General features: G+C 63.6%; 21 protein-coding genes and 5 tRNA genes. 21 read left to right on the top strand and 5 right to left on the bottom strand.

Translation table 11 applies throughout. The features are described from left to right. The first annotated feature begins 8 nt into the window (after positions 1–8). A complete protein-coding gene (locus AC1PLU_RS17975; protein ID WP_268212631.1) occupies positions 9–1,241 on the top strand; it encodes a hypothetical protein in 1,233 nt (410 codons plus the stop codon). On the opposite strand, the gene ppk2 is transcribed toward AC1PLU_RS17975, so the two are convergent. From ppk2 to hemA, 5 genes are all read right to left on the bottom strand, one after another. After that, positions 1,223–2,005: a polyphosphate kinase 2 gene (ppk2, locus tag AC1PLU_RS17970; RefSeq protein WP_115039891.1), complete on the bottom strand. Its 783-nt coding sequence runs from the start codon at positions 2,003–2,005 to the stop codon at positions 1,223–1,225. The two genes, AC1PLU_RS17975 and ppk2, sit on opposite strands and share 19 nt — an antisense overlap. A 30-nt stretch (positions 2,006–2,035) precedes the next feature. Continuing rightward, complete coding sequence (gene moaB / locus AC1PLU_RS17965; protein ID WP_023902806.1) at positions 2,036–2,554, bottom strand: molybdenum cofactor biosynthesis protein B; 519 nt, start codon at positions 2,552–2,554, stop codon at positions 2,036–2,038. A 573-nt stretch (positions 2,555–3,127) separates the two neighbouring features. After that, positions 3,128–4,834 carry an O-linked N-acetylglucosamine transferase, SPINDLY family protein gene (locus AC1PLU_RS17960; RefSeq protein WP_481106900.1) on the bottom strand — a complete coding sequence of 569 codons (1,707 nt, stop codon included), beginning with the start codon at positions 4,832–4,834 and terminating at the stop codon, positions 3,128–3,130. Continuing rightward, the gene (gene prfA / locus AC1PLU_RS17955; protein WP_104550441.1) at positions 4,831–5,916 is read right to left on the bottom strand and encodes a peptide chain release factor 1; all 1,086 of its coding nucleotides are present in this window, start codon (positions 5,914–5,916) and stop codon (positions 4,831–4,833) included. Before prfA ends, AC1PLU_RS17960 begins: the two co-directional genes overlap by 4 nt. Continuing rightward, a complete protein-coding gene (gene hemA / locus AC1PLU_RS17950) occupies positions 5,894–7,192 on the bottom strand; it encodes a glutamyl-tRNA reductase (protein WP_481106899.1) in 1,299 nt (432 codons plus the stop codon). The genes prfA and hemA overlap by 23 nt, the downstream gene beginning before the upstream one ends. Positions 7,193–7,257: 65 nt before the next feature. On the opposite strand from hemA, the gene AC1PLU_RS17945 reads away from it, so the two are divergent. The 20 genes from AC1PLU_RS17945 (at position 7,258) to rpoB (ending at position 24,371) form a co-directional block, all read left to right on the top strand. Next, positions 7,258–8,946, top strand: a complete 1,689-nt coding sequence (locus AC1PLU_RS17945; protein ID WP_481106898.1) for a tetratricopeptide repeat protein — start codon at positions 7,258–7,260, stop codon at positions 8,944–8,946. Next, positions 8,943–9,599 carry a lipoprotein insertase outer membrane protein LolB gene (gene lolB / locus AC1PLU_RS17940; protein WP_481106897.1) on the top strand — a complete coding sequence of 219 codons (657 nt, stop codon included), beginning with the start codon at positions 8,943–8,945 and terminating at the stop codon, positions 9,597–9,599. Before AC1PLU_RS17945 ends, lolB begins: the two co-directional genes overlap by 4 nt. Then, positions 9,581–10,468, top strand: coding sequence for a 4-(cytidine 5'-diphospho)-2-C-methyl-D-erythritol kinase (ispE, locus tag AC1PLU_RS17935; protein WP_481106896.1), 888 nt, complete (start codon positions 9,581–9,583; stop codon positions 10,466–10,468). The genes lolB and ispE overlap by 19 nt, the downstream gene beginning before the upstream one ends. Before the next feature lie 3 nt (positions 10,469–10,471). Then, a tRNA-Gln gene (locus AC1PLU_RS17930) sits at positions 10,472–10,548 on the top strand. Between the two features lie 136 nt (positions 10,549–10,684). After that, entirely contained in the window at positions 10,685–11,644 is a 960-nt protein-coding gene (locus AC1PLU_RS17925; protein ID WP_006450614.1) for a ribose-phosphate diphosphokinase, read from the top strand. 110 nt (positions 11,645–11,754) lie between these two features. After that, positions 11,755–12,390 (top strand): 50S ribosomal protein L25/general stress protein Ctc, encoded by a 636-nt coding sequence (locus tag AC1PLU_RS17920; protein WP_006450615.1) that lies wholly within the window; start codon positions 11,755–11,757, stop codon positions 12,388–12,390. A 51-nt stretch (positions 12,391–12,441) separates the two neighbouring features. Further along, entirely contained in the window at positions 12,442–13,026 is a 585-nt protein-coding gene (gene pth, locus AC1PLU_RS17915) for an aminoacyl-tRNA hydrolase (RefSeq protein WP_481093743.1), read from the top strand. Between the two features lie 74 nt (positions 13,027–13,100). After that, positions 13,101–14,192, top strand: a complete 1,092-nt coding sequence (gene ychF, locus AC1PLU_RS17910) for a redox-regulated ATPase YchF (RefSeq protein ID WP_043888972.1) — start codon at positions 13,101–13,103, stop codon at positions 14,190–14,192. Positions 14,193–14,345: 153 nt separating this feature from the next. Beyond that, a tRNA-Tyr gene (locus AC1PLU_RS17905) sits at positions 14,346–14,431 on the top strand. A gap of 29 nt (positions 14,432–14,460) precedes the next feature. Continuing rightward, positions 14,461–14,534: transfer RNA gene (locus AC1PLU_RS17900), tRNA-Gly, on the top strand. Between the two features lie 33 nt (positions 14,535–14,567). Further along, positions 14,568–14,643 (top strand) — tRNA-Thr (locus tag AC1PLU_RS17895). Between the two features lie 46 nt (positions 14,644–14,689). Continuing rightward, positions 14,690–15,880 (top strand): elongation factor Tu, encoded by a 1,191-nt coding sequence (tuf, locus tag AC1PLU_RS17890; protein WP_108350190.1) that lies wholly within the window; start codon positions 14,690–14,692, stop codon positions 15,878–15,880. A gap of 106 nt (positions 15,881–15,986) precedes the next feature. Next, positions 15,987–16,062, top strand: a tRNA-Trp gene (locus AC1PLU_RS17885). Between the two features lie 49 nt (positions 16,063–16,111). Then, entirely contained in the window at positions 16,112–16,522 is a 411-nt protein-coding gene (gene secE / locus AC1PLU_RS17880; protein ID WP_006450619.1) for a preprotein translocase subunit SecE, read from the top strand. Between the two features lie 13 nt (positions 16,523–16,535). Beyond that, complete coding sequence (gene nusG, locus AC1PLU_RS17875) at positions 16,536–17,093, top strand: transcription termination/antitermination protein NusG (RefSeq protein WP_043908886.1); 558 nt, start codon at positions 16,536–16,538, stop codon at positions 17,091–17,093. A gap of 198 nt (positions 17,094–17,291) precedes the next feature. Further along, entirely contained in the window at positions 17,292–17,720 is a 429-nt protein-coding gene (gene rplK / locus AC1PLU_RS17870; protein ID WP_176339532.1) for a 50S ribosomal protein L11, read from the top strand. A gap of 3 nt (positions 17,721–17,723) precedes the next feature. Further along, positions 17,724–18,422, top strand: coding sequence for a 50S ribosomal protein L1 (rplA, locus tag AC1PLU_RS17865; protein ID WP_006450622.1), 699 nt, complete (start codon positions 17,724–17,726; stop codon positions 18,420–18,422). Positions 18,423–18,971: 549 nt separating this feature from the next. Continuing rightward, entirely contained in the window at positions 18,972–19,505 is a 534-nt protein-coding gene (gene rplJ, locus AC1PLU_RS17860) for a 50S ribosomal protein L10 (protein WP_016900680.1), read from the top strand. 54 nt (positions 19,506–19,559) lie between these two features. Further along, the gene (gene rplL, locus AC1PLU_RS17855; protein ID WP_006450625.1) at positions 19,560–19,925 is read left to right on the top strand and encodes a 50S ribosomal protein L7/L12; all 366 of its coding nucleotides are present in this window, start codon (positions 19,560–19,562) and stop codon (positions 19,923–19,925) included. Between the two features lie 294 nt (positions 19,926–20,219). Next, the gene (gene rpoB / locus AC1PLU_RS17850) at positions 20,220–24,371 is read left to right on the top strand and encodes a DNA-directed RNA polymerase subunit beta (RefSeq protein ID WP_006450626.1); all 4,152 of its coding nucleotides are present in this window, start codon (positions 20,220–20,222) and stop codon (positions 24,369–24,371) included. Positions 24,372–24,410 lie beyond the last annotated feature (39 nt).

Raw genomic sequence — 24,410 nt, 5'->3', positions numbered from 1 at the left:
GGGAATGTATGGCCGCTCCATCTCAAGACCGCAATGACAGGCACGTGTCGCCTGCACACCGCAGCAACCGTCAACTGACGCAGCTCGCGCCGTGGTTGTATCTCGGCGTGCTGCTGGGCAGCGGCTGGTTGTTGTTCCTGCAACCGCAGACCCGCGTGCTGCAACCCGAGCAAGCGGCGACGAGCTGGCTGCTGGCCTGGATCTTCGGCGGCATCGTGATTGGCGCGGTGCTGTGGAGCCTGCGGCTGGCGCGCGACGGCCTGGGGCAGGCGTCTTCGGCCAGCTATCCCATGTCTGCGCGCCTGCCCGATTCGTGGACAGACGCCTACGCTGCCTTGCTGCGCCCGGCCAACGCTGCGCCGCTCTCCGCGCCCAAGCCCGACCCGGCCGATACCCAGCGCGGCGCGGCCTGGCACCGGTTCGGCGGCGGCATGCTCAGCGTGGAAAACTTCGATCCCAACGACGCCACCCGCGCGCCCTGGGACAACCTGGACGCGCAGACCTGCATCGCCCGTCTGGACGATGTGCGCCCGGCCTGGCAGAACGCCAGCGCCAACCGCGCGCTGCAGCAGGAGCGTCGCTACTGGCTGGATGTGGTGCTGTCGCTGCTCGATCACGGCGTCACCCGTCCGCTGCAGGACGGCTATCTACCCGATACCGCCACGCTGCGTACCGAGCGCTTCCTGCTCGGCGCCGACGCCGGCCCGATCGTGCTGGCCGATGTGCCGGCGTTGTTTGCACGCCGATTGGCGCTGGCCATCGAGACCATGCCGACGCCGCAGCGCGAGGCCGCTGGCGTGCAGTGGCGTTTGCTACAGCAACTACACGGTCTGGTCGCCGAAAGCCGCATGCTGGACGAGCGTTCGCAGGTCATCCAGGTGCTGGCGTGGAATCCGGACGTGGACCTGGATCAGGTCGAAGTGGCCTATATCCTGGCCGCCGAGTACCGCCAGGGCATGCGCGACTGGTTGCGCCGCGCCGCGCTGGTGCGTCTGCCCGACAGCGCACTGCGCCTGGACGAAGTGCTGCTGTCGTCCTGTAGCCCGCTCGGCGCGCAGGCCGACGACGTCGATTACATCGAGGCGATGCGGCCACTGCACCGCGGTTTCATGCAGCTGTTCAGTCAGCGCCTGAGTCAGTTGGTGCTGCAGGCCGAGCAGGCCGAGCGTCAGGCCGGCCTGTATCCGTTGCCGCGGACCACCGCTGCCAGCGACGAACTCTCTCAGGACTGGCCGGCGTAATCGTCGATCGGTTCCAGCACGCCATAACGTTCCTTGTGCGGTTTGCCGTCCAACGGCGGCAGCTGCACTTTTTCTTCGGGCACCTTGGTGTCCGGCAGCCGATCCAGCAGGTCGCGGATCAGGCTCAATCGGCCCAGCTTCTGGTCGTTGAATTCCACCAGCGTCCACGGTGCGTCCGGCGTATGCGTCACCTCAAGCATGCGCTCGCGTGCAGCGGTGTAGTCGTCGTACTTGCTGCGTGACTGCAGATCCACCGGCGACAGCTTCCAGCCCTTGAGCGGATCTTCGTGGCGTTCGGCAAAGCGCTGTTCTTGCTCGGCCTGATCCACGCACAGCCAATACTTGAACAGCAAAATGCCGTCGTCGACCAGCAGTTGTTCGAAGCGCGGCGCCTGCTCAAGAAATGCCTCGTATTGGGCGTCGGTGCAGTAGCCCATCACCCGTTCCACGCCGGCGCGGTTGTACCAGCTGCGATCCATCAGCACCAACTCGCCGGCCGCCGGCAGATGCGCCACATAGCGCTGGAAATACCACTGCGTGCTTTCGCGATCATTGGGTGTCGGCAACGCTACCACCCGGCATTGGCGTGGATTGAGATGGCTGGCGATGGTCTGGATCACACCGCCCTTGCCGGCGGTATCGCGGCCTTCCACCAGCACCAGTGCGCGCTGGTTGGTATGCCGCAGCCAGCGCGCCATGTTGACCAGTTCAAGCTGCAGCGGTGCCAGCAGTTTTTTGTAGGCCTTGCGTTTCAGGTGCGACATGCGCGTTCCAACAGCGATGGAGCGCGCAGGCTATTCACCCAGACGTGGACGCAGTGTCGCCAGATTGCAAGGCTTGGTGCGCGCATCCAGTTGTGCACGCACGATCTTTTCCCACGCCGTGCGGCAGGCCGAGGTGGAGCCGGGCAGGCAGAACACGAAGCTGTGATTGGCCAGGCCTGCGAATGCGCGCGACTGCAATGACGAGGTGCCGATTTCCTCGACGCTGATGGCGCGAAACAATTCGCCGAACCCGGGCATGGTCTTGTCCAGCAACGGCGTGATCGCCTCCGGCGTGCTGTCACGGCCGGTGAAGCCGGTGCCGCCGGTGATCAGGATGCCGTCGACCTGCGCATCGGCTATCCAGTTCGAGACGATCGCGCGCATGCGGTAACGGTCGTCCGGGCATAACGCGCGTTCGTGCAGCAGGTGACCGTCGTGAGTGAGGGCCTCGACCAGATAATCGCCGGAGCGGTCATCGGCCAGGCTGCGGCTGTCGGACACCGTCAGCACGCACAGGTGCAAGGGAATGAAGTCGAGATTGGAAGGCATGCCGCCAGCCTAGCGAGCCTGGACGGCCGGGTACAGCAGTACGGCGTGAAGCCGCACAAGTCAGTCGCAGTCGAGGATCCGCTGATACTGGCAGTTAGCAACTGACAGTTCGTGGCAAATCGATAAGCCGCTCTCCCTGGGGGCGAGAAGGCACAGCTTGCGCGCCACTGGTGTGCGTGCCGCCGAGCGCCCACGCCACAAGGTTGGACGCCCCTCTCCCTCCGGGAGAGGGGTTGGGGTGAGGGTACGTCCAGGCGCGCCGTGTCAGTTGCCGGCTTCGGTAAGGGCGGCAGCGCGGCCGGGGACTGGCTCCTCGGCTCGGTCAGACATCCTGTCTGACTCGCCGCCGCGGCACATCCATGTGCCGCTCTCCGCCAATCCCCGGCCACGCTGCCGCCTCGGCGCGTTATTGCTGTGACTTACGTTGTTGCCGTGGCTTGGAAAGTGTTGAGCAAAGAAAGTTTTGAGTAGCTTACTGACGAGTCGCTCTAGAGCCCCTCTCCCGCTGGGAGAGGGGTTGGGGTGAGGGTACGGCGGAAGACAGCTATCTACTTTGAAAATAAGAAGCCCCCACTAATTAACCAGCCAACCATGCCGCCCCGCCACCCCACGTACCAACTGCGCGAGCTCATCGGCAAACCCATCCATCTCAAACACCCCGGACTCCCGCCGCAGTACATCCACCCGCTCACGCAACGCACCCAGCGCCGCCGGATCACCCGCCAATGCCACCGCCTTGGCAACAAACGCGGCATCTTCCGCCACATTCATCTCATCCAACCCAAGATGATGATTCAAGCTGCCGGCTACGCGCGCCGCAAACGTCTCTCCAGGCGTCGTCAACACCGGGCAACCCGCCCACAACGCATCCGATGCGGTGGTATGCGCGTTGTAAGGATGCGTATCCAAAAATAAATCCGCATGTCGGTAGCGCGCCAGATACTGCGGATGCGGCAACTTCGGCATGAATACTAGGCGTTGCGGATCCACGCCTTGGGCCTGCGCCACCGCACGCAGACGCGCGTCGGCCTCACCTGGCCCGGACAACAACCACAGCACGCTGCCCGGCAACGCGCGCAGTACTGCCAACATGCGTGCCATGCTGCGCGGATTGAGCTTGTAGCTATTGTTGAAACAGCACAGCACCACGCCCTGCTCGGGCAAGCCGCACTGCGTACGCGAAGGCGGCTCGGCAACCACGCGTGAGGTGTCCGATGGCTGAAATGCACCTCGCAAGCGCAACACCTTCTCGCTGTAAAAGGGCTCTAGTGCCGGCGGCAGCGCGAACCCATCGCCCAGCACGTAGTCCATCCACGGTGCGCCGGATGTGCCCGGATACGCCAGCCAGTTGAGTTGCACCGGTGCTGGCCGCAGCGCGAACACTTCCGGTCGCCCGCCGCCGCCCCAGCTGCGTAGATCGAACAACAGATCGATGCCCTGGTCGCGGATGTGCTGCGCAGTGGCCAGATGCCCGAGCGCGGTGACATCGTGCAAGGCCGTGGCTTGCGCCAGGCGCGCGCGAATCTCGCTGTGGTCATCATGGCTGGTCGCAAACAGATGCAGGTGCAAGGTCGGCTGACGCCGCTGCAGCGCTTCGAATAACGCCACTGTCAGCAAGCCGGTGGGATGTGCACCAAACCCATTGGAGACGAAGCCGACCCGCAACGCGCCCTGGCGGCGCACGGCAGTCGGTGGTAGCGGGCGCAGGACGGAAGCAATTGTCTGCGCGCGCGTTCGTGCACACGCGAGCTGTTCGGCAGCGCTGGCGTCCTCGCTCAGGAAGGCGAATGGCTCCACCGCCGCAGCGCCCTGCGCCACGGCGGCACGCACCTGCACAGCCAGTGCATCCAGCTCGCGCCAATCGCACAGGCGGCGGCGCCAGTTGAGCAGTTGCGCAGTGATGTAGGGCTCGTCGGGCAGCAATTGATGTGCACGCGTATACGCGGCCGCCGCAGCTTCGGCCTGGCCCGCGTCTTCCAGTGCATGCCCAAGCCACAACGCAATGCCCGGATGCTGCGGCACCAGGTCCGATGCCTGCTGCAATAACGACGCTGCTTCTGCATGCCGTTGCTGCGCCCAGCGCACCCGTCCAAGCCGCGCCACCGCTTCCGGATGGCCCGGGTGCAGTGCAAGCGCGCGTTGCACCGCGGCTTCGCCGGCGGCGATCGCGCCCATGCCGAGTTCGGCATCGGCCAGCATCAACCAGGCGATGAAATCGCCGGGCTGGTGTTGCACCGCCTCGCGCAGCTGCAACAGCTCGCGCGGGACCTGTGCACTCACGGGCTGTCGCTCAACCGCGCCAGTTCGTCGGCCTGATGTTCGTGCAGTAAGCGTGCGATCAAGGCATCCAGATCGCCTTCGATGATGTTGGGCAGGTCGTACAACGTGAGGCCTTCCACGCGGTGGTCGGTGATGCGGCCCTGCGGGAAGCTGTAGGTGCGGATGCGTTGGCTACGATCACCGCTACCTACCTGCAATTTGCGCGTCTGCGCTTCGGCGGCCGCCGCCTTGCTGCGCTCCGCTTCCACCAGTTGCGCCTTCAAGCGCTTCATCGCCTTGTCGCGATTGGCGTGCTGGCTGCGCTCGGTCTGGCATTCCACCACCACGCCGCTGGGCACGTGGGTGATGCGGATCGCCGATTCGGTCTTGTTGACATGCTGGCCGCCGGCGCCGGAGGAGCGGAACGTGTCCACTTTCAGGTCGGCCGGGTTGATCACGATCTCTTCCACATCGTCGGCTTCGGGAATGATCGCCACCGTGGCGGCAGAGGTGTGGATACGGCCCTGCGATTCGGTGGCCGGCACGCGCTGCACGCGGTGCGTGCCGGATTCGAACTTCAATCGCGAATACGCACCGCGCCCGACCACCCGTGCCACCACTTCCTTGTAGCCGCCGTGTTCGCCGGGGCTGTCGGATTCGATTTCCACCTTCCAGCCCTGACGCTCGGCATAGCGGGCATACATGCGGAACAGATCGCCGGCAAAGATTGCCGCCTCGTCGCCGCCGGTGCCGGCGCGCACTTCCAGAAACAGATTGCCTTCGTCGCGCGGGTCGCGCGGTACCAGCAGCAGGGCCAGCTGCGCGTCCAGCTCGTCTAGGCGTGCCTGAGCGGCGGCGATTTCCTCTTCGGCCAGCTCGCGCATTTCCGGATCGTTGCGCATGGCTTCGGCTGCGCTCAGATCGGCCTTGGCGCGCGCTTCGTCTTCCAGGGCGACGGCCACCGGCTCCAGCTGCGACAGCTCGCGCGACAGCGTGCGGAACTTGTCGTTGTTGCTCACCACCTCGGGGTCGGAGAGCAGGTGCTGCAGTTCTTCGCGGCGCTCGGCCAGCGCTTCGAGCTTACGGCGCAGGGTCGGCGTCATCAGTCCTCACGATCGGGGTAGCTACAGGGGGATGTTGGTAACCGGGTTTTTCCGGAAACAGCCGGTCGGCCGCGCTGGTCAGTTCCAGGTCGTTGTTGAGCGCCGCATCGCGTAATGCGGCAGTTGGCGGATGCAGCAAACGGTTGGTCAGCGCATGCGCCAGTTGTTCCAGGACTTCATCGGCTGGCTTGCCGTTGTGCAATTGCTGGCGTGCCTTGGCCAGCAATTCGTCGCGGGTGCTGTCGCCGAACGCGCGCAGCCGTTTGAGCGGCGCCTGGCGCGCGTTGGCCTGCACCGTTTCGACATAGCGCGCGACCTGCAGATCGATGATCGCTTCGGCTTGGTCTGCGGCCTCGCGGCGGCCACGGCGGTTGTCTTCCACCGCACGTTCCAGATCGTCTACCGTGTACAGGTAGGCATCGCCAAGCTCGGCCACCGAGGCCTCGATATCGCGCGGCACTGCCAGGTCGAACAACAGCATCGGCTTGCGTTTGCGCGCGCGTAGCGCCTGTTCCACCTGCATCCGGGTCACGATCGGCTCGCGTGCGGCAGTAGCCGAAAACACCACGTCGGCCTCGGCCAGATGGCGGTCCAGATCGGTCAGCGGCAACGCATAGCCACCGTGCTGGCTCGCCAACGTCTGCGCATGTGCAAGGGTGCGGTTGGCGATCAGCAAGCGGCGCACGCGGCCTTCGCTCAGATGTTTGGCGGCCAGCTCGATGGTTTCGCCAGCGCCGATCAGCAGCACGGTGGATTCGTTGAGCCGCGCAAAGGACTCCTGCGCCAGCCGCACCGCAGTGGAGGCCACCGACACCGGATTGGCGCCGACACGGGTGTCGGTGCGCGCACGCTTGGCCACCGAGAAGGTCTGCTGAAACAGGCGGTCCAGCCCGCTGCCCAGCGCACCGTGCGCACGTGCTACCGCCCAGGCGTCCTTCACCTGACCCAGAATCTGTGGCTCGCCCAGCACCATCGAATCCAGCCCGGTGGCGACGCGAAACAGATGCCGCACCGCCGCTTCTTCCTGATGCTGATACAGATAACCGCTCAAGCCCGGCGCATGTGTCTCCAGCCAGGTCACCAGGCTGTGCGGGTCGTCGGCCATCGCGTACAGCTCGGTGCGGTTGCAGGTGGACAGCAACGCGGCCTCGCGCACCTGCGGCAACGCGCGCAAGGATTCGAGCGCGCGCGGCAGCGCCTCACCTGCGAACGCCGCGCGTTCGCGCAGGTCCACAGGTGCGGTCTGGTGATTCAGTCCGAGCACCCACAACGTCATTGTTCAGTTGCTTGCGATAAGCTGGCGGCCATTCAGGGCCCCATTTTACGGCCCGGTTGCCCCCGATGCCTGTACCGATTCGCATCCTGAGTGTTCTTTTGCTGGTAGCAGTCTCCGCCAACGCCATTGCAGCACCCAAAAAAGCTCCGCCCACGCCGCCGACCAGCAGCGCCGGCACCACGTCGCTGGAACCCGTGCTCGCCGGTGAATTCGCCTTGCAGGCCGGGCAGTTGGACGATGCCGCCCGCGCCTATCTGGACGCGGCCAAGGCCGAAGCCGGCGACGCCGGGCTGGCCGAACGCGCCGCCCGCATCGCCATGCTGGCCAACGACGATGCCCGCGCGGTCGAAGCCCTGGCGCTGTGGCGCGCGCGTGCGCCCTCGTCGATGGCCATGCGCAGCACCGAAGCCTCGCTGGCCCTGCGCCGCAACGACCTGCGCACCGCACGCCGCGATCTGCTTGGCCTGCTCAAGGAGCCCGACCCACGCGGCTGGCGCTTCGCCCTGATTGCCCTGGCCAATGGCGGACGCGAGCCGGAAGCTTCTGCCGATGCGCTCGAAGACCTGGTCAAGGCTGGCGCCATCCCCAATCAGATCGAGGCCTGGCAGGAATTCGGCCGCCTCGCCCTGCGCATGGAGCGCCCGGCGCTGGCCAAGCGCATCGTCGACGAAGTGGTGCGCCGCTTCCCCGAAGAGCCGCGCGTGGCCTTGTTGCACGCCACGCAGCTGCAGCAGGAAGGCAAGAACGACGACGCGCTGGCGCTGCTGAAGAACATCGAGCCGCAGGCGGTGAAGGACTCCGAACTGCGTGGTGCGCTGGCATTCGCCTACGACGCCATGGGCCAGACCGAGGCGGCCGCACGGGTGCTCTCGACCGGGCCCCAGGACACCCAGACCTACGGGCTGCGTGCCTCCATGCTCGCCAAGGAAAAAGACCGCACCTCGCTGGAGGCGCTGTACGGCGAGCTCAAGCGCAATGCCACCAAGCCCGATCCGGACCGTCGCCTGCTGCTCGGCAAGATCGCCGAGTTCCTCAAGCGGTACGACGAAGCAGTGGAGTGGTATCGCGGCGTGCCCGGCGGCCCGCAGCTGAGCGAAGCGCGCCTGCGCGCGGCCAGCGCACTGTACGAACTGGGCCGCAAGCCCGAGGCGCTTGCCGAAGCCCGCGCGCTGCAGGGCGATGCCAGCGCCGACGACGATGCGCGTCGCGACGCCTATGTGCTCGAAGCCGAGCTGCACCAACGTGCCGGCGATGCCCCGGGCGAACTGGATGCTTTCGAGCGCGGCCTGGCTGCGTATCCGGACGATGGCGCGCTGCTGTACGCCCGCGGCCTGGCCTGGGAACGCCGCGACGACGTCCCCCGTGCCGAGGCCGATCTGCGCAAGATCCTGGTCGCCGAGCCGGAAAATGTCGGGGCGCTCAACGCGCTGGGCTACACCCTGGCCGACCGCACCACCCGTTACAAGGAGGCGCTGGCGCTGATCGACCGCGCCCGCACCGCCGATCCGGACAACCCGGCCATCGTCGACAGCTACGGCTGGGTGCTGTACCGCATGGGCCGCCTCAAGGAAGCCCTGGTGCAGCTGCGCCGCGCCTGGGCGCTGGTCAAGGACCCGGAAATCGCCGCGCATGTGGGCGAAGTGCTGTGGGTCAGCGGCAAGCAGGACGAAGCACGGCGCTATTTCGATGAGGCACGCCGTCTCGATCCCGACAACCGAGCGCTGCAACGCGCCGTGGAAAAGTTCGGGTTATGAGGGGTGGTGTAGTCCGCACACTGGCCCTGAGCGGGCTGGTGCTCGCAGGCTTGTCCGGCTGCGTGAGCGTGCCGCGCGGGCAGGGCAGTGGTGCGGCCGTGGTCGAGCAGGTCTCCGATGGCGCGCGTCAGGCCGAAGCCGCACGTCAGGCCTGGTTGCAGGCGCACCCGAACTGGTCGTTCCAGGGCCGGGTGGCGATCAGCAAGGGCAGCAATGGCGGCAGCGGCCACATCGACTGGCAGCAGGACGGCCCGCGCTATCGCGTGCAGCTCAGTGCGCCGGTGACCCGGCAGAGCTGGGTGCTCACCGGCGACACCACCACCGGTGCCGGGCGTTTGGAGGGTCTGGAAGGCGGCCCTCGCAGCGGCGCCGACGCCGAGCAGGTACTGCTGGAAGCAACCGGATGGACCATCCCGGTCAACCAGATGCCCGATTGGGTGCGTGCGCTGCGCATCGCCGACACGAGTGCCGAACGTGTGGATCTGGACGCCGCCGGCCGCCCGCGCACCGTGCAGCAGGACGGCTGGACCATCGACTTTCTGGCCTGGGCCCCGGCCAGCGCCGGCCAGCCCGAGCTGCCGCAGCGCATCGAAGCCCGCAACGGCGAGGCCAAGGTGCGCCTGCTGGTCGACCAATGGACGGTCTCGCCCTGATGTCAGCGTTGGAAGCGGGCTGGTCGGCGTGGCCTGCGCCGGCCAAGCTGAATCTGTTCCTGCGGATCATCGGGCGTCGCGCCGATGGCTATCACCTGCTGCAAACCGTGTTCCGGCTGCTGGACTGGGGGGACACCATTCATCTTCGTTTGCGCAGCGACGGCCTGATCCGGCGCATCGGCGACAGTCTGCCGGGCGTGGCCGAGGACGATGATCTGGTGATCCGCGCCGCGCGCCTGCTGCAATCCAGCGCTGGCGCGCAGGCCGGCGCCGACATCCGGGTCGACAAGCGCATCCCTGCCGGCGGCGGTTTCGGCGGCGGGTCGTCGGATGCGGCCACCGTGCTGGTCGCGCTCAATGCCTTGTGGGGACTGGGTTTGCCGGTCGATGCCCTGGCCGAGCTAGGCCTGCGCCTTGGCGCCGACGTGCCGGTGTTCGTGCGCGGACACAACGCCTGGGCCGAGGGCATCGGGGAACAACTGACCCCGATCAGCCTCTCGAAAGCCTCCTATGTGCTGGTCGATCCAGGCATTCACGTGCCCACACCTGTTTTATTTCAATCACAGGAATTGACGCGGGATGCTGCGCCCGTGAAAATAGCGGACTTCGCTTCGGGTTCTCTGCTCGACAATGCGTTCGAGCCGGTCCTCCGGCGCCGTGAACCCGCCATCGAGGCGGTGTTCCAGGCGCTTTCCAGGATCGGGACGTCGCGTTTGACCGGGTCAGGGAGCGGTTGTTTCGTCGAATTCGCCACGCGCGCTGCTGCAGAGCAGGCCTTGGCGCAATTGCCGGACAACCTGAGGGCGTGGGTCGTGGAAGGTGCAGCGCACTCGCCACTGCTCGACGCACTGGACGCGAGACAAGTTTGATGCAGGGGCGTCGCCAAGAGGCCCAAGGCACCAGGTTTTGATCCTGGCATTCGTAGGTTCGAATCCTACCGCCCCTGCCATTTTATGCAGGTCCCTCTGCAACAGCCCGCACATCCATGTGCGGGGATTGAAAGAAAAGCAAAGCCTGGCATTGGTTCGGCTTTATTCCGCTCCACCATCGACCCACCCGCTCTTTGCCGCCGCCCGAGAGATCCCATGCAAGACCAACGTAATCTGCTGGTGTTCTCCGGCAATGCCAACAAGCCGCTTGCCAAGAGCATCTGCAAGGAGCTTGGCGTTCGCATGGGCAAGGCGCTGGTCACGCGCTTCTCCGATGGCGAAGTGCAGGTCGAAATCGAAGAGAGCGTGCGCCGGCAGGAAGTGTTCGTCATCCAGCCGACCTGCGCGCCGAGCGCCGAAAACCTGATGGAGCTGCTGGTGCTGATCGATGCGCTCAAGCGCGCCAGCGCCGCATCGGTGACTGCGGTGATTCCGTACTTCGGTTACTCGCGCCAGGATCGCCGCATGCGTTCCTCGCGCGTGCCGATCACCGCCAAGGTCGCCGCCAAGATGATCTGCGCGATGGAGGCCGACCGCGTGTTGACGGTCGATCTGCATGCCGACCAGATCCAGGGCTTTTTCGATGTTCCGGTCGACAACGTCTACGCCTCGCCGCTGCTGCTGGCCGACATCTGGCGCGCTTACGGCACCGATAACCTGATCGTGGTCTCGCCGGACGTGGGCGGTGTGGTGCGCGCGCGCGCCGTCGCCAAGCGTCTGGACGATGCGGACCTGGCCATCATCGACAAGCGCCGTCCGCGCGCCAATGTCGCCACGGTGATGAACATCATCGGCGACGTGCAGGGCAAGACCTGCGTGCTGGTGGACGATCTGGTCGATACCGCCGGCACCTTGTGTGCAGCCGCTGCAGCGCTGAAGCAGCGCGGCGCGCTCAAGGTCGTGGCCTACATCACCCACCCGGTGCTGTCCGGCCCGGCGGTGGACAACATCAACAATTCGCAGCTCGACGAGCTGGTGGTCACCGACACGATTCCGTTGAACGAAGCCGCGCGCACCTGCGCCAAGATTCGTCAGCTGAGCGTGGCCGAACTGCTCGCCGAGACCATTCGCCGCATCGCCTTCGGCGAGTCGGTCAGCTCGCTCTACGTCGACTGATTTTTCATTCGGTACCCGGTTCTCCGGGTGCCTGCACGACGTCTCACCTGGTCGCGGGTGAGACGCTTCATCGCCGCGAGGCGATATTCCAATCCAGGTAGTGAAATCCAATGGCAAAGACACACGAAATCAAGGTCGAGCGCCGCGCGAACGAGGGGAAGGGTGCGAGCCGCCGCCTACGTCACGCTGGCGTCATTCCGGCCATCGTCTACGGTGGCGAACTCGAGCCGGTCAGCATCCAGCTCAACCACGAGCAGATCTGGCTTGCCCAGCAGAACGAGTGGTTCTACTCGTCGATCCTCGACCTGAACCTCAATGGCGACGTGCAGCAGGTCCTGCTGCGTGACATGCAGCGCCATCCGTTCAAGCAGCTGATCATCCACATCGACTTCCAGCGCGTCAGCGCCAACGAGAAGCTCAGCGCCGCTGTGCCGCTGCACTTCGTCAACGAAGCAACCTCGCCGGCCGGTAAGTCCAGCGAAGTGGTCGTGACCCACGAACTGAACGAAGTTCAGGTCGTCTGCCTGCCGAAGGATCTGCCGGAGTTCATCGAAGTGGACCTCGGTGCCCTGGAAGTTGGCAACGTGATCCATCTGTCCGAGATCACCCTGCCGGCCGGTGTGGAAATTCCGGAGCTGAAGCTGGGCAAGGAACACGACGTGGCGGTGGTTGCTGCCAAGCACGTGCGCATCGAAGAAGAAGACGCTGCCGGTGAAGAAGGTAGCGAAGGCGCCGAGACCAAGTAATCCGTCGGCCGATCCCTCGCACTGCGCGGGGGATCGGCTGCGGTGACTGGCATGTCTGCACTCCGCCTGATTGTGGGACTCGGGAATCCCGGTCCGGAACACGCGCAAACCCGGCACAACGCCGGGTTTCGTTTCGTCGATGCCCTCGTCGAGCGCCATGGCGCGCGCTGGGGGTTGGATGCCAAGTTGTTCGGCGAGACCGCAAAGGTCGAGATCGCCGGTCAACCGGTCTGGCTGCTCAAGCCGGCCACCTTCATGAATCTCAGCGGCAAATCGATCACCACCGCGTTGCGGTTCTGGAAGATCGAGCCGGAACAGCTGCTCGTTGCACACGACGAACTGGATCTGGCGCCGGGCACTGCGCGGCTCAAGTTCGATGGTGGCCACGGCGGCCAGAACGGTCTGCGCGATACCATCCGCCTGCTGGGGCACGGCAAATTTCACCGCTTGCGTGTCGGCATTGGTCATCCCGGTCACAAGGATCGCGTGGTGCCATGGGTGCTGGGACGGGCAGGGCGCGACGACGATGCGGCGATTGGTACTGCAGTGGACGCCGCCATCGATGTGCTGCCGCTGGCAATACAAGGGAATTTCAATGAGGCGATGAAGCGGCTGCATACCAGTAAGGACGCGTGATTGGGGATTGGGGATTTGCGGCCATGCGGCATTGCGAATCTCCAATCCCGAATCCCAAATCCCGGACGTGCACCATGGGTATCAAATGCGGCATCGTCGGCCTGCCCAACGTCGGCAAGTCGACCCTGTTCAATGCGCTGACCAAAGCCGGCATCGCGGCGGCCAATTTCCCGTTCTGCACCATCGAGCCGAACGTCGGCATCGTGCCGGTGCCGGATCTGCGCCTTAATCAGCTGGCTGAAATCGTCAAGCCGCAGAAGCTGATCCCGACTGCGGTCGAGTTCGTCGATATCGCCGGGCTGGTGGCGGGTGCGGCCAGCGGCGAAGGGCTGGGCAACAAGTTCCTGGCCCACATTCGCGAAGTCGATGCGATCACCCACGTGGTGCGTTGCTTCGAGAACGACGACGTCATCCACGTGAACAACAAGGTCGACCCGATCGCCGATATCGAAACCATCGATACCGAGCTGGCATTGGCCGATCTGGATAGCGTGGAAAAGGCGCTCAACCGTGCCGAGCGCAGTGCCAAGGGCGGCGACAAGGATGCAGCGGCACGCAAGCCGGTGCTGGCCAAGTTGCAGGCCGCATTGGCCGATGGCAAAGCCGGGCGCGCCGCTGGGCTGGACGAGGAAGAAAAAGCGCTGGTGCGCGATCTGTTCCTGCTCACGCTCAAGCCGGTGATGTACATCGCCAACGTGCTAGAAGACGGTTTCGAGAACAACCCGCACCTGGATGCGGTGCGTGCGCATGCAGTGACCGAAGGCGCCGAAGTGGTGCCGGTCTCCGCAGCGATCGAAGAAGAACTGTCGCAGCTCGACGACGAAGATCGCGACACCTTCCTGGCCGACCTGGGCCTGGCCGAGCCTGGCTTGAATCGCGTCATTCGCGCGGCCTACAAGCTGCTTGGCCTGCAGACCTACTTCACCGCAGGCGTCAAGGAAGTGCGTGCGTGGACGGTCAAGGCCGGCTCCACTGCGCCGCAGGCCGCAGCGGTGATCCATACCGATTTCGAGAAGGGCTTCATCCGCGCCGAGACGATCGGTTTCGACGACTTCATCAAGTACCGCGGCGAAACCGGCGCGCGCGATGCCGGTCGTCTGCGGCTGGAAGGCAAGGAATATCGCGTCAAGGAAGGCGATGTGCTGCACTTCCGCTTCAACGTCTGAGCGGGTGCGCGCGGCCGGCATGGCTGCGCACATTCAGGCGTGACAAATAGCGCGAAATTTTTGTTGACACTGCTTGTCTCCCACAACAAAATAGCGGGCTGCTTCACCCCGAACCGAATCGCTTCATCGCGCCCCGGTCCGGTAGTAAAAGCTGGAGGGATACCCAAGCGGCCAACGGGGGCAGACTGTAAATCTGCTGGCTTACGCCTTCGGTGGTTCGAATCCACCTCCCTCCACCAGTTTCATGTTGTGTCTTGCAGTTCCCGGCGCGGGAGTAGTTCAACGGTAGAACCTCAGCCTTCCAAGCTGATGGTGCGGGTTCGATTCCCGTCTCCCGCTCCATTGAACGTAAATGCATGGCATAATGCAAAACTCGCTCACGTAGCTCAGTCGGTAGAGCACCTCCTTGGTAAGGAGGAGGTCGAAGGTTCGATTCCTTTCGTGAGCACCATTACTCAATCGTCTTCAACTCCAAACGATTACCGAGACACGCACCCATGGCAAAAGCTAAATTTCTTCGCGAAAAGCTGCACGTTAACGTCGGTACCATTGGTCACGTTGACCATGGCAAGACCACGTTGACCGCTGCGCTGACCAAGATCGGTGCCGAGCGTTTCGGTGGCGAGTTCAAGGCGTACGACGCGATCGACGCAGCGCCGGAAGAGAAGGCGCGTGGTATCACGATCTCGACCGCGCACGTTGAATATGAGTCCGCAGTTCGCCATTACGCGCACGTCGACTGCCCCGGCCACGCCGACTACGTCAAGAACATGATCACCGGTGCGGCGCAGATGGACGGCGCGATCCTGGTGTGTTCGGCTGCCGACGGTCCGATGCCGCAGACCCGTGAGCACATCCTGCTCTCGCGTCAGGTCGGTGTGCCGCACATCGTCGTGTTCCTGAACAAGGCCGACATGGTCGATGACGCCGAGCTGCTTGAGCTGGTCGAGATGGAAGTGCGTGAGCTCCTGAGCAAGTACGACTTCCCGGGCGACGACACTCCGATCATCCACGGTTCGGCCCGTCTGGCGCTTGACGGCGATCAGAGCGAAATCGGTGTGCCGGCGATCCTGAAGCTGGTCGAAGCGCTGGATACCTTCATTCCGGATCCGACCCGCGACGTCGACCGTCCGTTCCTGATGCCGGTCGAAGACGTGTTCTCGATCTCGGGTCGTGGCACCGTGGTGACCGGTCGTATCGAGCGCGGCATCATCAAGGTCGGCGACGAAATCGAAATCGTCGGTATCCGCGACACGCAGAAGACCACCGTCACCGGCGTGGAAATGTTCCGCAAGTTGCTGGACCAGGGTCAGGCAGGCGATAACGCCGGTCTGCTGCTGCGCGGCACCAAGCGTGACGACGTGGAGCGCGGCCAGGTGCTGTGCAAGCCGGGTTCGATCAAGCCGCACACCGAGTTCGAAGCCGAAGTCTATGTGCTGTCCAAGGATGAGGGTGGTCGTCATACCCCGTTCTTCAAGGGCTACCGTCCGCAGTTCTACTTCCGCACCACCGACATCACTGGCGCCTGCCAGCTGCCGGAAGGCGTGGAGATGGTGATGCCGGGCGACAACGTGAAGATGGTCGTGACCCTGATCAACCCGGTCGCGATGGACGAAGGTCTGCGCTTCGCGATTCGTGAAGGTGGCCGTACCGTCGGCGCCGGCGTGGTTGCCAAGATCATCAAGTAAGTGCCTGCATCCAGTCGCCTCGCGGCGGCTGGATTCAAACGAATGGCGGGCCGGCTGAACCTCGGTCCGCCTTCGTTGTCTTAGGGTTTGCGGTAAACGAGTACATACGCCAGTAGCTCAATTGGCAGAGCAGCGGTCTCCAAAACCGCAGGTTGGGGGTTCGAGTCCCTCCTGGCGTGCCACTCCTCTTTCCGGCCCAGTAATTCGGGTCAGATCGGTAACTAGAGCCGGATGAATAGCAAAATCGAGCCTTCCAAAAGCGCGTCTGCTGCCAGCGCTGATATCGTGAAATACGTCCTCTCCGCGCTCCTGGTGATTGCGGGGTTGTTTGTGTGGTTCTGGTTTTCTGCGCCTGAACGCGCAACCCAGTTTGGAGCCTGGACGCCGCAATTGCGCGCGCTGGCTGTGATCGTTGGGTTGGCGGCGGGTGCGTTTGTGTTTCTGGGGACCGGCAAAGGCCGTGAAACCCGTGAATTCATGTCCGAATCCAGGTTCGAGTTGCGCAAGGTGGTCTGGCCGACGCGCCAGGAAGCCATCCGTACCACCTGGGTCGTGATTGTTGTTGTGATCATTCTGAGTTTGCTGTTGGGCGGCTTCGATTTCGTCATCCAGAAGCTCACGCAGTGGTTCCTGGCTCGTTGAGGAGAATCAAGCAGTGAAGCGTTGGTATGTCGTTCACGCCTATTCAGGCTTTGAAAAATCTGTTGCGCAAGCCTTGCGCGACCGCATCGTACGCGCCGAAATGGAAGAGCGTTTCGGTGACGTGCTGGTGCCGACCGAAGAAGTCATCGAGATGCGCGCCGGCCAGAAGCGTCGGTCCGAGCGCAAGTTCTTCCCCGGCTATGTGCTGGTGCAGATCGAAACGCACGAAGAAGCCGGTATCCCGCGTATCGACAATGAAAGCTGGCACTTGGTGAAGGAAACTTCCAAAGTGATGGGTTTCATTGGTGGCACGGCCGACCGCCCGTTGCCGATTCGCGACGAAGAGGCGGATGCAATCTTGCAGCGCGTGCAGGACGGTGTCGAGAAGCCGCGTCCGAAGGTGTTGTTCGAGCCGGGTCAGATGGTGCGCGTCACCGATGGCCCGTTCAACGACTTCAATGGCGTTGTTGAAGAAGTCAATTACGAGAAGAGTCGGTTGCGGGTTGCCGTACTCATCTTTGGTCGCTCCACGCCGGTCGAGCTCGAGTTCGGTCAGGTCGAGAAGGGCTGACTCAGTCGGGTGCCGCCTAGGCACCCGCAACAATTGCTGCTATAGTGCGCGGCTCGCTCACTTGGCGAACCGCCGGGAAACAATGGCTGCCGTATGGCAGCCATCTGCGTGTTACCAGAAACGTGAAGCCGGGACACGTGATTTCCCGGTCCGATGGGGAGCCTGTCGTCAAGGCGCTAGCACCCGGAGAGTATCGAAATGGGTAAGAAAGTCGTTGGTTATGTAAAGCTGCAGGTCAAGGCCGGTCAGGCCAACCCTGCGCCGCCGGTCGGCCCTGCACTGGGTCAGCGCGGTCTGAACATCATGGAGTTCTGCAAGGCGTTCAATGCAGCGACGTCCAAGCTGGAGCCGGGTTTGCCGACGCCGGTGATCATCACCGCGTATTCCGACCGTACCTTCACCTTCGTCACCAAGAGCACCCCGGCCAGCGTGCTGCTCAAGAAGGCCGCAGGTGTGACCTCCGGCTCCAAGCGTCCCAACACCGACAAGGTGGGCAAGGTGACGCGCAAGCAGCTGGAAGAGATCGCCAAGACCAAGGAAGCCGATCTGACTGCGGCCGAGCTGGAAGCAGCGGTGCGTACGATTGCGGGTTCTGCCCGCAGCATGGGTTTGACGGTGGAGGGCTAAGACATGGCACAGAGCAAGCGCGTTAAGGCCATTGCGGCCGCTGTCGTTCCGGGCAAGACCTATGCCTTCGATGACGCAATCAAGATCCTGAAGACCGTGACCAAGGCCAAGTTCGTCGAGTCGATCGACGTTGCCGTGCGCCTGGGCGTGGACGCCAAGAAGTCCGACCAGCAGGTGCGCGGTTCCACCGTGCTGCCGGCCGGTACCGGCAAGAGCGTGCGCGTTGCAGTGTTCGCACCGGCCGGCGCCAAGGCTGACGAAGCCCTGGCTGCAGGCGCCGAGGCAGTGGGCATGGACGACCTGGCCGAGAAGATGCAGGCCGGCGATCTGAGCTACGACGTGGTCATCGCCACCCCGGACGCAATGCGCGTCGTCGGTAAGCTCGGCACGCTGTTGGGCCCGCGTGGCCTGATGCCGAACCCCAAGGTCGGCACCGTGTCTGCCAACCCGGGTGAAGCCGTCAAGAATGCCAAGTCGGGTCAGGTGCGCTACCGCACCGACAAGGCCGGCATCATCCACTGCACCATCGGCAAGGCCAGCTTCGACGACGAAGCGCTGAAGTCGAACCTGCAGGCGCTGCTGCTGGACCTGATCAAGGCCAAGCCGGCCACCTCCAAGGGGACCTACCTGCAGAAGGTGTCGGTCAGCTCGACGATGGGCCCTGGCGTGACGGTCGACCAGTCCAGCCTTGCGCTGAAGTGAGTTGATGGGTCGGGCCTGTCATGGGCCTGACCCGTCGATGGAGTACAGCATTGTTTTTCCGGCCCGGGTCACCGTGTGCTGGGAGTCCGTTCCCTCCTTTGGGGTAACGGACATTTTGAAGGCGATCGCCGGCATGTCCGGCGGTAGCCGTCAAAGACCGCAGGCGCGGTCAGCGCAGATCGACGACGGGCAGGGATGCTCACATTGGCAAGGAGTCGCCGTCGATGCAGCGGGGTCGCTTAATCAGGTTCGTATGAGCCGGCCGGCGTAGATGGTGTCGCCCTTCTGGAGCTTTCTGGTTTACGCGCGTCTGGGACATCCCGGATCGAGCCCACTCCAGGTCTAGAAAGGCCACCAAAGGAACATCGGTCGATGTTCCCGGCTTCCAGGATGGAGGCTGCCCTGGACCGCAACCGGCAGGAGCCGCGAGCGGAGTAGTTTGAAGCGGGGATTGGAGATTCGGCATTGGGGATTGGCAGAAGCGGCTTCATCAGCTCTGACCAATCCCGAATTGCTAATCCCGAATCCCGGCTTTAACGGAGGAGTGCAATGGCTCTCAATCTGTCTCAGAAGCAAGAAGTAGTCGCCGAGCTGGCAGACATCGCCGCCAAGGCCCACTCCTTGATCGCCGCCGAATACGCTGGCATCACGGTCTCCCAGATGACCGCGATGCGCAAGCAGGCCCGAGAAACCGGTGTGTTCTTGAAAGTTGTCAAGAACACCCTGGCTGCGCGCGCCGTTGAAGGTACTGATTTCGCTGTCGTCGCTGACAAGCTGGTCGGTCCTTTGCTGTATGCGTTTTCGATGGAGGAGCCCGGCGCTGCCGGTCGCCTGATCAAGGAATTCGCCAAGGGCAACGACAAGTTGCAGGCCAAGGTCGTGTCCATCGGCGGGGAACTGTTCCCGGCTGGTCACGTCGACGTGTTGGCATCGCTGCCGACCCGCGATCAGGCCCTGGCCATGCTGGCCCGCGTGCTGTCCGAACCGGCTGCCATGTTCGCCCGTGCCGTCAAGGCCGTTGGCGACAAGCAGGGTGGTGGCGACGAAGCCGCCGCGCCGGTCGCCGAGACTGCCGAAGCTTGATGTCCTAGCGTTTGCTAGAACCCCAATCCAGAAAATTATTTAAAGGTAATCACAATGTCCCTTACCAACGAACAGATCGTCGAAGCTATCGCCGAGAAGTCCCTGATGGAAGTGATGGAGCTGGTCAAGGCCATCGAAGAGAAGTTCGGCGTCTCCGCCGCCGCTCCGGTCGCTGCTGCTGCAGCTGGCCCGGCTGCCGTGGTTGAAGAGCAGACCGAATTCAACGTGGTGCTGGTCAGCTGCGGCGCCAACAAGGTCGGCGTCATCAAGGCCGTCCGCGCCGTGACCGGCCTGGGTCTGAAGGAAGCCAAGGATCTGACCGAAGCCGGTGGCATCCTGAAGGAAGGCGCAACCAAGGACGAAGCCGAGAAGATCAAGAAGGAACTGACCGAAGCCGGCGCGACCGTCGAAGTCAAGTAAGCAGCATCTTGCATCGCCAGCGTTTCAGGGTGATGCACTGAAGGCTGGGAGCGTAAAGCTCCCGGCCTTTGGCCGTTGATGGAAAGCCGGGATTTGAGAGTCGGCATTCGGGATGCGAAGGCAATCTTCGCCATCCCCAATCTGGTCATCCCAATCTCCGCTTCACCGAGTTGGTAGTTGGAAGTAGCAAGAGAAGGCGTGCTGGTGCCGGCAATACCAGCGACTTCCAACTGACAATTTTGTTATTTCAGGGCCGCGGCGACGCTGCCCCCGCAACCTAGGGTGGAAGACCTCATGACGTCTTATTCGTTCACCGAAAAAAAGCGTATCCGCAAGGATTTCGGTAAGCAGCGCTCGATTCTCGAAGTGCCGTTCCTGCTTGCGATCCAGGTGGACTCCTACCGCGAATTCCTGCAGGAAGACGTGGAGCAGAACAAGCGCAAGGACCTCGGTCTGCACGCAGCGCTGAAGTCGGTGTTCCCGATTTCTAGCTACAGCGGCAACGCCGCGTTGGAATACGTCGGTTACAAGCTGGGTCAGCCGGTGTTTGACGAGCGTGAATGCCGTCAGCGTGGCATGAGCTACGGCGCGCCGCTGCGCGTGACCGTGCGCCTGGTGATCTACGACCGCGAGTCGTCGACCAAGGCCATCAAGTACGTGAAGGAGCAGGAGGTCTATCTGGGCGAAATCCCGCTGATGACCGACAACGGTACCTTCATCGTCAACGGCACCGAGCGCGTGATCGTCTCGCAGCTGCACCGTTCGCCGGGTGTGTTCTTCGACCACGACCGTGGCAAGACCCACAGCTCGGGCAAGCTGCTGTACAGCGCCCGCATCATTCCGTACCGCGGCTCCTGGTTGGACTTCGAGTTCGACCCGAAGGATGCGCTGTTCACCCGTATCGACCGTCGTCGCAAGCTGCCGGTATCGATCCTGCTGCGTGCGCTTGGCTACAACAACGAAGAGATGTTGGCAGAGTTCTTCGAGATCAACACCTTCCACATCAATCCGGACGAAGGCGTGCAGCTGGAGCTGGTGCCGGAGCGTCTGCGTGGCGAAACGCTGAACTTCGACCTGGCCGATGGCGACAAGGTCATCGTGGAAGCGGGCAAGCGCATCACCGCGCGTCACGTCAAGCAGCTCGAAGCCGCCGGCGTCGCCGCGCTGGCCGTGCCGGACGATTACCTGGTCACGCGCATCCTGTCGCACGACGTGGTCGATAGCTCGACCGGCGAACTGCTTGCCAATGCCAACGACGAGATCACCGAAGACCAACTGGCTGCGTTCCGCAAGGCCGGTGTCGATGCGGTCGGCACCCTGTGGGTGAACGATCTGGATCGTGGTCCGTACCTGTCCAACACCCTGCGTATCGATCCGACCAAGACCCAGCTGGAAGCGCTGGTCGAGATCTACCGCATGATGCGTCCGGGCGAGCCGCCGACCAAGGAAGCCGCACAGAACCTGTTCCACAACCTGTTCTTCACCTTCGAGCGCTACGACCTGTCCACGGTCGGCCGGATGAAGTTCAACCGTCGCGTCGGCCGCAAGGAGGTTCTTGGCGAGTCGGTGCTGTACGACAAGAAGTACTTTGCCGAGCGTAACGACGAAGAGTCCAAGCGCCTGGTCGCCGAACACACCGACACCTCCGACATCCTGGAAGTGCTCAAGGTGCTCACCGAGATCCGCAACGGTCGCGGCGTGGTCGATGACATCGATCACCTGGGCAACCGTCGCGTGCGTTCGGTCGGCGAAATGGCCGAGAACGTGTTCCGCGTGGGCCTGGTCCGCGTCGAGCGCGCGGTCAAAGAGCGGTTGTCGATGGCCGAATCCGAAGGTCTGACCCCGCAGGAACTGATCAACGCCAAGCCGGTGGCTGCCGCGATCAAGGAATTCTTCGGCTCCTCGCAGCTGTCGCAGTTCATGGATCAGAACAACCCGCTGTCGGAAGTGACGCACAAGCGTCGCGTCTCCGCACTGGGCCCGGGCGGTCTGACCCGCGAGCGCGCCGGCTTCGAAGTGCGCGACGTGCATCCGACTCATTACGGCCGCGTCTGCACCATCGAAACGCCGGAAGGCCCGAACATCGGCCTGATCAACTCGCTGGCCGTGTTCGCCCGCACCAACCAGTACGGCTTCCTTGAAACCCCGTACCGCAAGGTGCTGGACGGTAAGGTCTCCGACGACGTCGAGTACCTGTCGGCGATCGAAGAAAACGAGTACGTGATCGCCCAGGCGAACGCGCTGACCGACGCCAAGAACATGCTCACCGAGCAGTTCGTGCCGTGCCGGTTCCAGGGCGAGTCGCTGCTGAAGCCGCCGGCTGAAGTGCACTTCATGGACGTCTCGCCGATGCAGACCGTGTCGGTCGCAGCGGCGTTGGTGCCGTTCCTCGAGCACGATGACGCCAACCGCGCACTGATGGGCGCCAACATGCAGCGCCAGGCCGTGCCGACGCTGCGTTCGCAAAAGCCGCTGGTCGGTACCGGCATCGAGCGTGCGGTTGCGCGCGACTCGGGCGTGACCGTGAATGCGTTGCGTGGTGGCGTGATCGAGCAGATCGATGCAGCCCGTATCGTGGTCAAGGTCAACGAGGCAGAAATCGGCGGCGGCACCGATGCCGGCGTGGATATCTACAACCTGATCAAGTACACCCGCTCCAACCAGAACACCTGCATCAACCAGCGTCCGCTGGTGAACGTGGGCGACGTGATCGCGCGCGGCGACGTGCTGGCCGACGGCCCGTCCACCGACATCGGTGAGCTGGCGCTGGGCCAGAACATGCTGATCGCGTTCATGCCGTGGAACGGCTACAACTTCGAAGACTCCATCCTGCTCTCCGAGCGTGTGGTGGAAGAGGATCGTTACACCACGATCCACATCGAAGAACTGACCTGCGTTGCGCGCGACACCAAGCTGGGGCCGGAGGAAATTTCCGCCGACATCCCGAACGTGTCCGAGCAGGCCTTGAACCGTCTGGACGAAAGCGGCGTGGTGTACATCGGTGCGGAAGTGCGTGCCGGCGACATCATGGTCGGCAAGGTCACGCCGAAGGGCGAAAGCCAGCTGACCCCGGAAGAAAAGCTGCTGCGTGCGATCTTCGGTGAGAAGGCGTCCGACGTGAAGGACAGCTCGCTGCGCGTGCCCCCGGGCATGGACGGCACCGTCATCGATGTGCAGGTCTTCACCCGCGACGGCATCGAGAAGGATAAGCGTGCGCGTCAGATCGAAGAGTCCGAGATCAAGCGCGTCAAGAAGGACTTCGACGACCAGTTCCGTATCCTGGAAGCGGCCATCTACGCACGTCTGCGCTCGCAGATCGTGGGCAAGGTCGCCAACGGCGGTCCGAACCTGAAGAAGGGCGACAACGTCACCGACGCGTACCTGGACGGGCTGAAGAAGTCCGATTGGTTCCAGCTGCGCATGAAGGACGAAGACGCAGCCGATGCCATCGAACGTGCGCAGAAGCAGATCCAGGCGCACGAGAAGGAATTCGAAGCACGCTTCGCCGACAAGCGCGGCAAGATCACTCAGGGCGACGACCTCGCACCGGGCGTGCTGAAGATGGTCAAGGTGTTCCTGGCAGTGAAGCGCCGCATCCAGCCGGGTGACAAGATGGCGGGCCGCCACGGCAACAAGGGTGTGGTCTCCAACGTCGTGCCGGTCGAGGACATGCCGTACATGGCCACCGGCGAGCCGGTCGACATCGTGCTGAACCCGCTCGGCGTGCCGTCGCGTATGAACATCGGCCAGATTCTGGAAGTGCATCTGGGCTGGGCCGCCAAGGGCCTGGGTCGCAAGATCCAGCGCATGCTGGAAGCCCAGGCGGCGGTCAGCGAGCTGCGCAAGTTCCTGGACGACATCTACAACCACGACAGCGCGATCAATGCACAGCGCGTGGATCTGTCGCAGTTCAGCGATGAGGAATTGCTCAACCTGGGCAAGAACCTGATCGACGGCGTGCCGATGGCCACCCCGGTGTTCGACGGCGCCAGCGAAGCGGAAATCAAGCGCATGCTGGAATTGGCCGAACTGCCGCAGAGCGGTCAGACCCAGTTGTACGACGGTCGTACCGGCGAAGCGTTCGATCGCAAGACCACGGTCGGCTACATGCACTACCTGAAGTTGAACCACTTGGTCGACGACAAGATGCATGCACGTTCGACTGGCCCGTACTCGCTCGTCACCCAGCAGCCGCTGGGCGGTAAGGCGCAGTTCGGTGGTCAGCGCTTCGGTGAGATGGAAGTCTGGGCGCTGGAAGCCTACGGCGCGGCCTACACCCTGCAGGAAATGCTGACGGTGAAGTCCGACGACGTGCAGGGCCGCAACCAGATGTACAAGAACATCGTCGATGGTGAGCACGAGATGGTCGCGGGCATGCCGGAATCCTTCAACGTGTTGGTGAAGGAAATCCGCTCGCTGGCGATCAACATGGAACTGGAAGAGTGATCGAGCTGGATCCAGGCGCCGTAATGCGGTGCCTGGATC

It is taken from the genome of Xanthomonas sp. NCPPB 2933 (genome assembly GCF_056725225.1).
The sequence above is the reverse complement of the archived record's forward strand: the minus strand, read 5'-3'. Positions and strand labels throughout refer to the sequence as shown.